This window comes from Robertmurraya siralis (assembly GCF_005502275.1).
In the GTDB taxonomy this organism is placed as follows: Bacteria; Bacillota; Bacilli; order Bacillales; family Cytobacillaceae; genus Robertmurraya; species Robertmurraya siralis.
The window spans coordinates 165,726-179,479 of the sequence record NZ_SWLZ01000001.1; the positions used below are offsets into that span (position 1 = coordinate 165,726).

A 13,754-nucleotide genomic window follows, 5' to 3' on the forward strand; every position below is an offset into this window, starting at 1 on the left:
TGACATGTCAAAGACAATTAAACAAGGAAATCAAAAAATCTATGATGGATATAAATCATTTCAATATTTAGAACCAGGAATTGACTATAAGGAGTTCAAGCTTTCGAAAGAAAACGATCGTGTAGAACCTTACACATATCCTGTATCAGAAACTCAAGAAGAAACGGTACAGCAAATACTAGAGGAAGACTATATCATTTCTATGCATGAGCACACATTTGTAATGCCAGAAAAACTAGAAGAATTTTATGAATTTAGACATCATGGTCGAGATTGGACAGGCTTTGAGGCGTTAAGCCAGTCAGGATTGGACGTTATTTTTGAGAATTTTATGGATGGGACAGCGATGATTACGTCGAAAGCGGGCTGGAAATGGTCAGATGTTATTCACGATATTGGAATTCGTTTCAGCGATATTGCTCATCAGGATATGGTCATTAAAGCGGAGCGCATATCCGATTTATATCGCGCTAAAAAAGAGAGAAAAATTGCCTTTGTTGGAGCGTTAGAATCTTGCACAATGATCGAAAATGAGCTTGATAGATTAGATATTTTATATGGTTTTGGTATTAGAACGATGGGAGTTGTTTACTCGGAGGCGAATCAATTGGGTTCTGGTTTAAGGGAACCAAACGACGGAGGGTTAACCGTTTTTGGAAAGCAAGCAGTGAGACGGATGAATCAGCTCGGAATTACGATTGACGTTTCGCATGCTGGAGATAAGACGTCATTAGACACCATTGAAGCAAGTGAAAAACCAGTTACGATCAATCATGCTGGTGCAAGAGCATTATGGGATACGAAACGTCTAAAGCCAGATGATGTTATAAAAGCTTGTGCAGAAAAGGGTGGGGTAATCGCAATTGAAGCAGCACCACATACAACGATTACGCCAAATAACCTGACTCACAGCATTGAATCTTACATGGAGCATTTTGAATATGTTGCCAACTTAGTAGGGATTGACCATGTCGCATTTGGCCCTGACACTCTTTTCGGTGACCATGTGGGAATTCACGATCTTTTATCAGGCCAGCTTTCTATTAAAAGTTCACATGGAGCAAACAGTTATCCGAAAGTCGAGTATGTGAAAGGGCTTGAGAATCCTGCTGAATGCTTCCCGAATATTATTCGCTGGTTAGTTAAAAAAGGTTACAGCCGTGAGGATATTCGAAAAGTAGCAGGGGCGAATATTTTGAGAGTGCTGGAAGCTACTTGGGCAAAATAATTTTCTTTAGAGAGGATAGATAGAGATGAAAACAAAAAAATGGAGATTTATGAGTGTTATTTTAGTATTCTTCCTCCTTCTTGCAGGATGTTCCTACGGAGGAGATAGCTCGAATAGCAGCGGTGATCAAAGTGAGGGAGAAGGAACAGGAAGTGATCCTAAAAAAGGTGGAAAAGTTTCCATCCCGATCGTGGCCGATCCAACGTTTAACCCGTGGCATCCAAATGCTTATGCAGAATCGAATGTTGTTAACAGAGTGTTATTCTCTGGATTAACACAACCTGGAAAGGATTTAGCACCTTCTCCAGATTTAGCAACTAAATGGGAAACATCAGATGACGAATTAGAATGGACTTTTTACTTACGTGATGATGTTTTATGGCATGATGGAGAAAAGTTTACAGCTGAAGACGTTGCATATACGTTTAATGAAATTGTCTTGAATGCTGAGCTTGGAGCGAATAATTCATCTTATTTCCAAAAGGTGAAAGAGGTTCAAGTTGTTAATGATTATGAGGTTAAGTTCATTATGGAAAGTCCTGTTGCAGCGCTACCTGCTTATTTAAGCTTCAACACGGAGATCGTCCCAAAACATATTTTTGAAGGGCAGGACCCTTGGGAATTAACATCCTTCAACAAAGTGAATCCAGTGGGAACAGGTGCATATAAACTGAAGAGCTATACTTCAGGACAAAGTGTAATTTTAGAGAGAAACGATGATTTTTATGGAGATGTTGGTTTACTTGATGAGATTGAATATAAGGTATTACCAGATGTGAATACACATGTAGCCCAAATTTTAAGTGGTGAGCTTTCCATCTTTGCTCTCGATGATTTGGCATCGATCGAGCGTATTGAACAAGCAGATGGAGTAAGTGTCTTTGGTAGAGAGACTCCAAGATTCTTTTGGATTATTGTTAATCATGAGGAAGAAAAATATCAAGATAAGCGAGTGAAGCAAGCAATCCTTCATGCAATCGACAGACAAAATATTATTGATACGGTACTTAAAGGATATGGAACGATTGCTGATGCGGGAATTGCCCCAGCGCTTGAAGAGTATTATACAGACGATGTCGCACGATATGATTATGATCCTGAAAAGGCGAAAGAGCTTCTTGCAGAAGCAGGTTGGACCGATACAGATGGAGACGGAATTGTTGACAAAGATGGAGAGCCGTTTTCAATCGATTTTAAAATCGGGATTCAAGGTGATTTAGAGGCTGTTTCGCAAATGGTGCAACAATATCTTGTCAAAGTTGGTCTTGATGTCAAATTAAATGCGATGGAATGGAACGCTATGATTCAGGATGTTGTTGTCAATCGTAATTATGAAATGAGCTTAAATTGGTGGAGATATCCTGCGGACCCTGATTTATCTGCCTATATGCACTCAGCGAATGTGAAGGGAAATAATATTCCACACTATCAAAATCCTGAGTTAGATAAGCTATTAGATCAAGGAGCTCAAACAAGTGATGTAGAAGAGCGTAAAAAGATTTATATTGAAGCGCAGAAACTAATGGCAGAGGAATTACCGTATATTTTCCTTTGGTATCCACAAGAAGCACAAGTGCGGATTGACAAACTTAAAGGTGTTCCAGACTTAGCGTTTGGAGATGCACTTCACTATATCCATGAGTGGTACATTGAAGAATAAAATAAACGAATGAAGGAGTGGAGGTGTGCGTAAAGCACACTTCTATTCCTAATAAGAAGTATTCAGGGGGCGATGAAGTGCTGAGATTTTTACTAAATCGATTAGGACAAAGTGCGATTCTACTTTTGATCGTCACGATCATCACTTTTTTTCTAATCAACCTAGCTCCTGGTGGTCCAGCAAGCACGATGAGAATGGATGCATCTCCAGAGGAAAGGCAAGCCATGGTGGAAAAGTTAGGCTTAGATCAGCCCATCCACATACGCTATATTGATTGGATAACGAATGCTCTTAAGGGTGACCTCGGTGTTTCGTTTACATCAAGTGAACCGGTTGTTCAACGAATTGCAGAACGTCTTCCGTACACGATTGAGTTAACCGTATTTACAATAATTCTCTCGATTACGATTGGAATATTATTTGGGGTTATTTCGGCCATAAAGCGAGGAAAGGCACAGGATCATGTCATTAATTTCTTTAGTGTCCTCGGTTTATCAGTTCCTGCGTTTTGGCTTGGACTCATGCTCATTCTTTTATTTTCTATTAACCTTGGATGGCTGCCATCCTCTGGAGTTGGCGCTCGTGGGGCGGATTTTAATTTCTGGGGCTGGATTTCTCATTTAATTATGCCGGTATTAATTTTAACAACTACTGTTCTACCTAATATTGTTCGCTTTACCCGCTCTTCAATGCTGGAGGTTATATCTCAAAATTATATTCGCACTGCTCGCGCAAAAGGGGCAAAGGAATCAATCGTTTTGTATGTACACGCGCTAAGGAATGCATTAATTCCAGTAGTTACAATTATTGGCGTTCTGATTCCAAGACTTCTAAGCGGAGCTGTTATTACAGAAGCAATCTTTGGATGGACAGGGATTGGGACACTTATTTTGGAGGCGGCAAGAGGAAGGGATTATCCACTGGTAATGGGGGTTACAGTAGTTATTACAGTTGTTGTTGTGCTTTGTAATTTGATTGTAGACCTTATTTATTCACGTATCGATCCACGCGTTAAAAATGTATAAATAATGGGGGTGAGAAAATGGAGGTATCAACAAATCAAGATTATGGAAGCAAAACAATGACAAAAGTAAAACAAAGAAAAGACACGCTCCTTGCACGTTTAAAACAAAATAAAATCGCTTATTTTTCATTATGGTTCCTCATTATCTTACACTTAATCGTTTTTTTAGGTCCATTTTTTTGGACGATTAATCCAGAAGAGTTGCAGGAGGTTGGCTCTTTAGCGGGCTGGTCTTTACAGCATCCTTTTGGAACAGATGATCTGAGTAGAGATGTTTTTGCAAGAATGCTTCACGGTGGAAGAGTTACATTGCTAGTTGGATTGGCAGCTATGTTATTTGCTTTACTGATCGGGACATTGGTCGGAGCGTGTGCCGGTTATTTTGGCAAATTTGTTGAATCAGTCTTAATGAGAATAACGGAAGCAATGATGGCGATTCCTAACTTTTTCTTTGTCCTTGTTGCATTAACAGTTCTAGGTACAAGCCCGGTCATGGTCGTTGTCGTCATTGCCTTATGCGGCTGGATGGAAATTGCCAGGGTTGTATACGGCGAGACATTAAAATGGAAGGAATATGAGTTTGTAGAAGCGGCTAATGCTTCAGGGGCTAGAAGTATTCGGATCTTAACGAAATACATTATTCCCCAAATCATACCGTCTATTATTGTTTCAGGTACATTAACAATTGCAGCGGCGATTTTGACGGAAAGTGCAATTAGTTATTTAGGGTTGGGGATTCAGCCACCTACCCCGACGTGGGGAAATATGTTGCAAAATTCACAGCAATATATTTGGACTGCCCCTGTTTTAGGAATATTACCAGGAGCAGCGATAACAATTGTTGTTCTTGCCTATAATTTTTTAGGTGACGGCCTGCGTGATGCGCTTGATCCAAAATATGTTAAGAAATAATGAGGGGAGCTAAACATTTTGTTTATAACAATTAATGATAATCAATTATATTATGAAATTCATGGGAATCCTGATGGTGAAACAATCTTTTTTATTCATGGTGCCCCTGGGTTAGGGGATTGTCGCAGTGATATTAGAGCATTTTCACCTCTTGGTGATCAATATCGATTAATCTTTATGGATATGAGAGGTTCGGGACGTTCTGAAGGAAAGCCACCTTTTACCCATGAACAGTGGACTGCCGATATCGAGGCATTGAGAAAGGAGCTCGTTGGCGCGCCAATCAAAATATTAGGAGGTTCATATGGCGGCTTTCTTACCCTTGAATATGTCCTTAGATACCCTGACAGCGTGACCCATGTTTTACTAAGAGATACTGCTGCCAATAGTGAATTTGATCATCTTTCCGTTGATCAAGCACTGGAAAGCGATTTGCCTGGGATTACAGAAGCTGGGATTCGCCGTCTTTTCGATGGAAAAGTAGAGTCAAATGAAGAGTTAAAAGAGATGTTTGCCGCTATTCAACCACTTTATACAGTGAAATTTGATGAAGAGGCCGTTAAAAAGAGAATCGATTCGATTTATTATCGTTATGAAACTCATAACTATGCCTTTAGATACAATAAGCCGAACTTTAACTTAGTTCCAGATTTGCACAAAATATCAGTCCCTACACTTGTTACAGTCGGGAGACACGATTGGATTACGCCGGTTGTTTGTTCTGAGTTAATTGCTGAGAAAATTCCAAATTCAAAGCTTGTAATCTTTGAAAACAGTGGGCATTCTCCGCAAAATGAGGAGAATGAGAAATATTTAAAACTGGTTCGAGAGTTCCTACAAATGAATTGAATAAGATGGAAGAAGCAAGAAAGAAGCTAGAGTTAACGGTAAGCGTTGGAAAGCAGTGAGAAGAATGCTTTTAGCTAACCAACCATACTCTAGCTTCTATTCTTCCTCCTTAAATATGTGCGCCTATTTTCCTTAGCATATAATCATAGCTTGTTTAGGGAAAAGAGGTTTTTATGGAAAACTGTGATAAAAGGGAGGAGTCTACATGAAAGAAATTGAAATTCCTCTAAAGATGAAGGCAGCTGTGATTCGTGAGCATGGAGGACCTGAGAAGCTCAACATTGAAGAAATTCCCACTCCAAAACCGGGAGAACATGAAGTTTTGATTAAAGTAGAAGCAACGGCATTAAATCATCTTGATATATTTGCTCGAGAGGGGCTTAAAGGACCAGGGGTGCCGAAGTTAACTTTACCACATATTTCTGGTGTCGATATCGTTGGTCGTGTGGTTGAATTTGGACAAACAACATTAAATGTAGTGAACAGCTTTGCAAAAGGAGAACGCGTTCTTATAAACCCATCCTTTGGCTGTGGAGAGTGCCGGTTTTGTAGAGCTGGTGAACCGAGCATGTGTCCAGATTATAAAATCATTGGTGAACATTTATGGGGAGGTTTAGCAGAGTATGTAGTCGTTCCTGTAAAAAATATTATTCCCATTCCTGAGCATATCCCCTCAGTCACAGCAGCGGCTATTCCGGCCGTCTATACGACAGCTTGGAGAGGAGTGGTCAATGTTGGACAAATAAAGTCTTCTGATACGGTGCTGATAATTGGGGCATCGGGCGGTCTCGGCTCTGCCCAATTAGATATAGCGGTTGCCGCTGGGGCAACAGTTATTGGAATTGCAAGTAGTGAGGAGAAAAGAAGAAAATGTCTTGATTTGGGTGCCATAGCCATGTTTGATTCCAATGGAGATTGGCTAAAGGAAGTAAAGGAATGGACAAGAGGTGAAGGGGTTGATATCGCATTCGATTCAGTTGGGAAACCTACATTCACTAAAAGCTTAAATAGTCTAAAAATGGGTGGGAAGCTAGTGTTATCTGGAGCAACTGCAGGTGATTTTCCTGAGATTAGCATTCGTGAAATATACCAATGGCATCGCCAAGTATTAGGGGCGCCAATGGGAAATTGGGGAGATTTCTTACAGGTTACCGAGCAAGTTTGGCAAGGAAAGCTGAATCCTCAAGTAAGTGCTGTTTTTCCATTGGAAAAAATCGCGGAAGCAGAAGCTTTATTAGAAAACAGAAATCACTTCGGGAAAATTGTCATTAGAGTGAATTAAGAGGGCTCAATAATTTTGTTGATAGTATAGGAAACATCTTCTTTTGACAACAGCTTTCAAAATAAGGGCTTCAATACAGACGGGTAGGAAAAATTGGTTGTGATATATAATTTGTGTATATAAAGAAATCTCTCTTTTAGGTTAAATGGGTATTTGACCGTTGAAAACAAAAAGGGGGGTTTCTTTTTTTAAATAAACTTTGTTAAACAATATAAACGATTTTTGACTCATTTCGTGTGCAACCTTAGTTTCACACGCCTTTCAGTTATACTGAAAGGTCTTCTGATTCATAAAATCAGAGAGAAAATGAGCCAAGAATCAACATCAACAAATAACAAAGCCTTTTAATAAAGGTCATGTTCTCTTTCATAAGAAATACGTAATAAATAGATCATGATAATATATCTATTCATTGTTTGGAATAGTGATATAGATAATGATCAATTTTTGAAGAATGATACTTGTAATCGAATTCATTATGATGTATTATAAAAATATAAGGTGTAATTATAAATACATCATGATGTAAAGGTATTCATTTTAGGGGTGATGGTAAAATGAGTAAAAGTTTCATTGATAAAAAGTCAAAGCTGCCGCTGTATAAGCAATTGAAAATTTTGCTAATGCGCTATATAGAGGAAAATCTCTCCGAAGGTGATTCTCTGCCGATTGAATCTGAAATCGAAAAGCTTTACGGGGTAAGTAGGGCTACTGTTAGAAAAACGATTGATGAATTAGTTTCTGAAGGTGTAGTAAAAAGAATTCAGGGAAAAGGAACTTTTATTCAATCAAAAAAAATAGTTCAGACTGCGGGATCGATTACGAGCTGGACAGAAGAAATGCGACTTAGGGGAAAAGAAATTCATACTGATAATACATTATTGTTAGAATTGGAGCCTTCTCAAAAAATAAGAGAAGAGTTAAAACTATCCCCAAATGAGAAAGTGATTTGCCTTAAGCGTACACGCTATTCTGATGGTGAACCTATAGCGATCATGATTAATTATATGCGTGGGAAGTTTATTCCTGGCTTTCTAGAAAAAGGTCTGCAAAGAGAATCATTGTATGAAACCTTAGAAGAAGAATACAATATTCGACTCGAGAAAGCTTATGAACGAATTCAAGCAAGAGTTGCTACTGACTTAGAAGCAGTTGAACTGCAAATTCCACCGGAATCAGCCTTACTCCACTTAACTAGGGTGTCTTACTTAAAGGATGGAACTCCATTCGAATTAGTTGAAATGTCGAACCGCGGAGATCGATATCACTATCATATTGAACTGAATGGGAGAAACAAAATAAAACATATCAATTAAGTTTATAATTTGCTTCGATACTTTGAAGAGTATCATTTGGCCATTGATTAACTTAGAAGGGGTGTTAACATGCTCACATTAACTGAAGGATTAATTGAATTGGATGTAAAGGCAAAAGATGCAGAGGATTCAATACGAAAAGCAGGTCAGTTATTAGTAAATGAAGGATTAGCAGATCAAGGCTATGTAGACGCAATGGTCAAGGGGTTTAAAGAAGTTGGGCCATATATTGTAGTGGCCCCTAACATTGCCTTTCCACACGCAAGACCAGAACTTGGTGCGAAAGAAAAGGGTGTTTCGTTAATAAGATTAAGTCAACCAGTCGTATTCGGGCACCCTACTAATGATCCTATAACACTTGTTTGCGCCCTTTGTGGAACTGATAGTACAAGTCATATTCAAATGTTACAGGCTCTCGCAGATATTTTAAGAGATGAAGAAAAACTAAATGTAATTATGAATACAGCGACTTCAAAAGAAGAAATCCTATCAATTATATAAAAAGGAGTGTTTATTATGAAAGTTGTCACAGTTTGTGGAATGGGATTTGGAACGAGCCTAATGCTGCTTATGGATATTCAGTCGATTGCCAAGAACCATGGATATGAAGTTCAGGGAGAAGCTGTAGATTTAGGTTCTGCTAAAGGAAAAGTTTGTGATTTTATGGTTGCTTCAAGTGAAATATCAGCAGAGCTTAGTGATGAGTCTGTAGAAGTAATCTCGATTAATAATTTACTAGATAAGGATGAAATAGAAGCGAAGGTAATGCCAGTTATTCAAAAACTGCATCAAAGGGGGTAGGGAAATATGCTTGATATAATTGTAAACGTTTTAAGCAATCCAGCTATTATTCTTGGTATTATTGCACTTGTTGGATTAGTAGCCTTGCGCAAAACAACATCTGATGTAATAAAGGGAACATTAAAGACAATTTTTGGATTTATTATTTTACAGCAAGGATCAAATATTATCGTTTCAGCACTAGTTCCATTTAGTACGATGTTTACGGAAGCCTTCGGATTAACAGGAATTGTTGCAGAGGATAATGCTCTAGTTGCTGCCGTCCAAACTTTATTAGGTAAAGAGACAGCTCTTATTCTAGTATTTTCGTTTTTAATCAACTTATTAATTGCAAGAGTAACAAAATGGAAATACATTTTCTTAACAGGACATATGATGTTTTCATTTGCCGGTACAATGGCAATAGTGTTTAACCAAATGGGGTTATCAAGCACGATGACGATCGTTTTAGGTTCAATTATTCAAGGGGTTTCAATGGTATTATTTCCAGCGTTATCGCAGCCATTTGTCCGTAAAATCACGGGTAAAGATGATATCGCTTTCGGTTTCTGGGGCAGTTCATGGATTAGTCTTTCTGGATGGGTAGGAGGCTTAGCGGGAAATAAGGAAAAATCTTCTGAAGATGTAAAAGTACCCAAAACTTTAGATTTTTTAAAAGACATGAGTGTGCTCATGGGGATTGTCATGATTGTTATCTATTTGGTCACGGCATTATTTGTTGATAAAAATGTGTTAGCTGAAATCTCAGGAGGACAGGATATTATTCAATTTTCAATTATGAATGCACTGACATTCGTTGCGGGGATACTAGTATTGCTTCAAGGGGTAAGAATGTTTCTTGGAGAAATTGTTCCCGCATTTAAAGGAATAGGGGAAAAAATCGTACCAGGTGCAAAGCCAGCTCTCGATGTCCCAATTTTTTTCGCCTTTGCACCAATCGCAGTAACTCTTGGTTTCTTGTCAGCTTTAGTAGGTAGCTTACTAGTAACCTTTATTTCTACAATGCTACCAGTTGTTGTTTTACCTTCTGTTATTGGATTATTTTTCATGGGCGGTGCCGCTGGTGTATTTGGTAATGCATCAGGAGGGAGACGTGGTGCGATAATATCCGGATTTTTCCTAGGGGTTTCATGGACACTTCTTGTTGCCCTTGCGTATCCGTTAGTGGATATGAATGCTTATGGTGTGGAAGGTCTATGGTTTGCTTCCCCAGATGCCATTATTGTTGTAGTGATTATTCGTTTAATCGGCTTATTATTCGGAATAGGCATATAAAGCATATACTAGAGCGAATCGAGCAGCTATACCCTTTAATGCCAGCCTTTTCATATGTTTCGAAGATTAATGAAAACAATAATGATAGACTAAAAACATTTATATAACGTCTAGCATTTTAGTTCGTCGTATACTACGATTTTCTGTCATGCTCAAGGGACTTGCTATAGCTGCTCTTTCAAAAAGGAGGAACTTTAAGATGGGAAAAATCAGAACTGTTTTAGGAGATATTGATGCAAAGGACTTAGGATTTACTTATAGCCATGAACATTTATGGACGTGTCCGCCTCCGAGTCAGAAAGATCGGGACTTGGAATTAACGGATTATGAAGCATCTGTTAGTGAACTATTTAGATTTAAGAGAGCAGGTGGGCAGGCGCTTGTAGATGCAACGACACTTGATTATGGAAGAAATGCTGCAAAAATGAAACAAATGGCTATTGAAACGAATGTTCATGTCATCGCAACTACTGGATTTAATAAACATATATATTTCCCAGCATGGGTTAATGCACTTTCAATTGAGGAAATACAACAAAAACTTGTTAGAGATATTACGATCGGAATGGATGGAACAGATGCAAAAGCTGGCTTTCTTAAGTCAGGTTCTTGGGAGCAATTAATACATCCACTGGAAGAAAAGGTTACTAGAGCAGTTGCTCGTGCGCAAAAAGAAACAGGAGCACCAGTCTGGCTTCATACAGAAGCTGGAACAATGGGCGAGGAGATGTTGGATATTTTAGAAGAAGAAGGAGTTGACTTAACGAAGGTTGCTGTTGGGCATAGCGATCGTAATGCCGATCCGTATTATCATTTACAGCTTGCAAAAAGAGGAGCTTTTGTTCAATTTGATGGAGCAAGTAAAATAAAGTATTACCCTGATAGTACTCGAATTGAACTGATTAAGAATATGATAAAAAATGGATTTGTCAAGCAGCTTTTGATTTCAGCAGATATGGGAAGACAAAGCTATCTACATGCTTATGGTGGCGGACCTGGATTTGAGTATATTTTGAAAAAGTATATTCCAAGATTAAGAAATGAAGGAATTAGTGAAGAGGACATCCAGACAATTTTTGTTGAAAATCCAGCACGGTGGTTAGCACAATTTGAAGGGTGATGAGGAATCATGTCAGTTGGTAAAGGAACAATTATTGCTATACTTCGCGGTATTGAGCCAGAAGATGCTTGTTCAATTGTAGAAGTATTGCAAAAAAATGGAATTACTTGGGTTGAAGTATCTTTAAGTGATGAAACAAAAGGGTTGCGCTGTATTGAAAAAATCCATTCAAAATTTAAAAATACCATTCAGTTAGGAGCTGGTACAGTCATCACCCAAAAACAGATCGATCAAGTTCTTGAAGCAGGAGCGAAATACATTATTACTCCAGGCTGGGAGCGGGAATTGGTTCGTTATGCGAAGGCAAAAAATGTAGAAATTTTCCCTGGCGTATTCACACCGGGGGAAATTCTTCAAGCAGTACAAGATGATATTAATGTAGTCAAATTATTTCCAGCAAATGATTTAGGTATTTCATATATTAAAAATCTTCGAGGCCCTTTTCCAAATGTTCATATCATGGCAGTTGGCGGTGTGGATGATAAAAATTTGAAAGCTTACTACGAAGCTGGATGCTCCTCATTTGCAATTGGTAGTGATCTAGTTCCGAGGGGGGCAACAAGGGATAATTTGCAACAAATTGAAGAAAAAGCTCAACAATATACGAATCTCATCCAAGAATTAGGGAGTTGATTATATGTCAAAGGTAAAAGAAGCTATTAACATGACTAGAGATGAAGTACAAGCAGCAATAGAAGAGTATCCAGTAGCTATTTTACCTATCGGAGCTACTGAACAACATGGACATCATCTTCCATTAGGTGTTGATATTTATTTAGCAGAGGGGATATCAAAAAGAATCTGTGAAAGGACAGGAGCCCTGCTCTTACCAGCTTTACCCTTTGGTTATTCTTGGGTTTGGCGTGACATTCCCGGTACTATTTCTCTCCAACAGCATCATGTAGAAGCGATCATTAAAGATGTTGCTCACAGTGTCAATCGTTATGGGGTTAAGACGCTAATTATTGTTAATGGTCATGATGCCAATAATGCTAGTATGAAGTATGCAACTAGAGAATTAACCGATGAATTAGACATGAATGTAGTTTATTTATTTTACCCGGAGCTTGAGTCAATGATGGCAAAGCATTGTGAATCAAAGACATGGCATGGAATGATTCACGCTTGTGAATTAGAAACATCCCTTATGCTTGCTCTTAAGCCGGAGTTAGTAAATATGTCGAAAGCGGTCAGGGAATATCCCGAAAAACCTGCTTTATATGGAAAATCTTCCATTTCATTAGGGCAACTGAGCAAAAGTGGAGTTTACGGTGATGCTACATTGGCCAGTAAAGCAAAGGGTGAAAAATTATTGGAGAGCTTCGTTGAAAAAATGGTTGAGCTAGTAAATTCTGTATCAGAAAATAGCAAATGAAAAAATTATTTTCAAATGAGAGAATGCGAATAAAAGAAGCTGATTGTCTTAGATGATAGACAGACAAATCAGCTTTTTTGTCATGTTTTCTCAGAGTCTGAGTTAAATATGATGGAACAATGAATTTCCCCGTTTCCTTTAAAGCAATTATAATAAATACGAGCTGAGTTTTTTAGTTGGAGGAGATATTTATGAAAATTCGAAAATTAACTGTTGAGCAAGAGCCACCGATGGAATTGCTGCGATTGGCTGATCCATCCACAAAGATAATAAACGATTATTTAATGCGAGGAGAATGCTATATCGCGGAGAATAACGATGAAATAGTAGGTGTGTATGTACTGCTCCCAACAAGACCAGAGACGGTGGAGTTGGTAAACGTTGCCGTTTCCGAACATGCTCAGGGAAATGGGGTAGGCAAGCTGCTTGTCAAAGATGCCATATTGAAAGCGAAAGAAAAAGGCTTTAAAACAATTGAAGTAGGTACTGGTAATTCAAGCATTGCACAGTTAGCTTTGTATCAGAAATGTGGTTTCAGAATTGTAGCAGTTGATTTTGATTTTTTTACTCGACATTATGAAGAAACTATTTTTGAGAATGGAATTTGGTGTCGAGATATGATAAGGCTTTCTCAAGATATAAATTAGGAAACAGGGAGAAAATGTTTGGAATTTATGAAACTGCGCTTATAACTAAAAACGTTCATTATGAAGTTTTAAGCAATAAAATATAAAATTCCCTTGAAATTTTTAATATTGTGAAGTACTATCATATTATGTTTTATTTATTGTGAAGTTATTCACATATAAAAAGTATTTTTGAGGCTTTGTTAAATGTTGTTGCTGATTTTGAATTATTTTCTTTCAGCACAACAAAAAGAGGCATGTGAAACCAAGGGATCACACAAAATGA

At 38.2% G+C, this 13,754-nt stretch carries 14 protein-coding genes; all 14 read left to right on the forward strand.

All coding sequences use genetic code 11. The annotated features are described in order from the left end of the window. Positions 1-4 precede the first annotated feature (4 nt). The 14 genes from FCJ93_RS00785 to FCJ93_RS00850 all read left to right on the forward strand — a co-directional run bounded on the left by FCJ93_RS00785 (position 5) and on the right by FCJ93_RS00850 (position 13,489). The gene (locus FCJ93_RS00785; protein ID WP_095311038.1) at positions 5-1,228 is read left to right on the forward strand and encodes a dipeptidase; all 1,224 of its coding nucleotides are present in this window, start codon (positions 5-7) and stop codon (positions 1,226-1,228) included. A 25-nt stretch (positions 1,229-1,253) separates the two neighbouring features. Then, positions 1,254-2,888, forward strand: a complete 1,635-nt coding sequence (locus tag FCJ93_RS00790) for an ABC transporter substrate-binding protein (protein WP_095311036.1) — start codon at positions 1,254-1,256, stop codon at positions 2,886-2,888. A 77-nt stretch (positions 2,889-2,965) separates the two neighbouring features. Continuing rightward, positions 2,966-3,913, forward strand: a complete 948-nt coding sequence (locus FCJ93_RS00795) for an ABC transporter permease (protein WP_095311034.1) — start codon at positions 2,966-2,968, stop codon at positions 3,911-3,913. Between the two features lie 17 nt (positions 3,914-3,930). After that, positions 3,931-4,824 carry an ABC transporter permease gene (locus tag FCJ93_RS00800; protein ID WP_095311032.1) on the forward strand — a complete coding sequence of 298 codons (894 nt, stop codon included), beginning with the start codon at positions 3,931-3,933 and terminating at the stop codon, positions 4,822-4,824. A gap of 18 nt (positions 4,825-4,842) precedes the next feature. Then, positions 4,843-5,673, forward strand: a complete 831-nt coding sequence (locus tag FCJ93_RS00805) for an alpha/beta fold hydrolase (protein ID WP_137742744.1) — start codon at positions 4,843-4,845, stop codon at positions 5,671-5,673. Positions 5,674-5,878: 205 nt separating this feature from the next. Next, a complete protein-coding gene (locus tag FCJ93_RS00810; protein WP_095311028.1) occupies positions 5,879-6,955 on the forward strand; it encodes a zinc-binding dehydrogenase in 1,077 nt (358 codons plus the stop codon). Positions 6,956-7,512: 557 nt separating this feature from the next. Further along, complete coding sequence (locus FCJ93_RS00815) at positions 7,513-8,271, forward strand: GntR family transcriptional regulator (RefSeq protein WP_095311025.1); 759 nt, start codon at positions 7,513-7,515, stop codon at positions 8,269-8,271. 69 nt (positions 8,272-8,340) lie between these two features. After that, on the forward strand, positions 8,341-8,772 hold the full coding sequence (locus FCJ93_RS00820; protein ID WP_137742745.1) for a PTS sugar transporter subunit IIA: 432 nt from the start codon (positions 8,341-8,343) through the stop codon (positions 8,770-8,772). Positions 8,773-8,787: 15 nt separating this feature from the next. Next, the gene (locus tag FCJ93_RS00825) at positions 8,788-9,072 is read left to right on the forward strand and encodes a PTS sugar transporter subunit IIB (RefSeq protein WP_095311019.1); all 285 of its coding nucleotides are present in this window, start codon (positions 8,788-8,790) and stop codon (positions 9,070-9,072) included. 6 nt (positions 9,073-9,078) lie between these two features. Then, entirely contained in the window at positions 9,079-10,347 is a 1,269-nt protein-coding gene (locus tag FCJ93_RS00830; RefSeq protein WP_095311016.1) for a PTS ascorbate transporter subunit IIC, read from the forward strand. 199 nt (positions 10,348-10,546) lie between these two features. Then, positions 10,547-11,467: a phosphotriesterase family protein gene (locus FCJ93_RS00835; protein ID WP_095311013.1), complete on the forward strand. Its 921-nt coding sequence runs from the start codon at positions 10,547-10,549 to the stop codon at positions 11,465-11,467. A gap of 9 nt (positions 11,468-11,476) precedes the next feature. After that, on the forward strand, positions 11,477-12,100 hold the full coding sequence (locus tag FCJ93_RS00840) for a bifunctional 4-hydroxy-2-oxoglutarate aldolase/2-dehydro-3-deoxy-phosphogluconate aldolase (RefSeq protein ID WP_095311011.1): 624 nt from the start codon (positions 11,477-11,479) through the stop codon (positions 12,098-12,100). Positions 12,101-12,104: 4 nt separating this feature from the next. Further along, positions 12,105-12,842, forward strand: a complete 738-nt coding sequence (locus FCJ93_RS00845; RefSeq protein WP_095311009.1) for a creatininase family protein — start codon at positions 12,105-12,107, stop codon at positions 12,840-12,842. 191 nt (positions 12,843-13,033) lie between these two features. Continuing rightward, positions 13,034-13,489, forward strand: coding sequence for a GNAT family N-acetyltransferase (locus tag FCJ93_RS00850; protein ID WP_095311007.1), 456 nt, complete (start codon positions 13,034-13,036; stop codon positions 13,487-13,489). Positions 13,490-13,754: the final 265 nt, after the last annotated feature.

Excerpts from the sequence above, each read along its gene's own strand:
- FCJ93_RS00785 (WP_095311038.1), top strand. The coding sequence starts at position 5 with ATGTCAAAGACAATTAAACAAGGAAATCAAAAAATCTATGATGGATAT.
- FCJ93_RS00790 (WP_095311036.1), top strand. The coding sequence starts at position 1,254 with ATGAAAACAAAAAAATGGAGATTTATGAGTGTTATTTTAGTATTCTTC.
- FCJ93_RS00800 (WP_095311032.1), top strand. The coding sequence starts at position 3,931 with ATGGAGGTATCAACAAATCAAGATTATGGAAGCAAAACAATGACAAAA.
- FCJ93_RS00810 (WP_095311028.1), top strand. The coding sequence starts at position 5,879 with ATGAAAGAAATTGAAATTCCTCTAAAGATGAAGGCAGCTGTGATTCGT.
- FCJ93_RS00815 (WP_095311025.1), top strand. The coding sequence starts at position 7,513 with ATGAGTAAAAGTTTCATTGATAAAAAGTCAAAGCTGCCGCTGTATAAG.
- FCJ93_RS00820 (WP_137742745.1), top strand. The coding sequence starts at position 8,341 with ATGCTCACATTAACTGAAGGATTAATTGAATTGGATGTAAAGGCAAAA.
- FCJ93_RS00825 (WP_095311019.1), top strand. The coding sequence starts at position 8,788 with ATGAAAGTTGTCACAGTTTGTGGAATGGGATTTGGAACGAGCCTAATG.
- FCJ93_RS00830 (WP_095311016.1), top strand. The coding sequence starts at position 9,079 with ATGCTTGATATAATTGTAAACGTTTTAAGCAATCCAGCTATTATTCTT.
- FCJ93_RS00835 (WP_095311013.1), top strand. The coding sequence starts at position 10,547 with ATGGGAAAAATCAGAACTGTTTTAGGAGATATTGATGCAAAGGACTTA.
- FCJ93_RS00840 (WP_095311011.1), top strand. The coding sequence starts at position 11,477 with ATGTCAGTTGGTAAAGGAACAATTATTGCTATACTTCGCGGTATTGAG.
- FCJ93_RS00845 (WP_095311009.1), top strand. The coding sequence starts at position 12,105 with ATGTCAAAGGTAAAAGAAGCTATTAACATGACTAGAGATGAAGTACAA.
- FCJ93_RS00850 (WP_095311007.1), top strand. The coding sequence starts at position 13,034 with ATGAAAATTCGAAAATTAACTGTTGAGCAAGAGCCACCGATGGAATTG.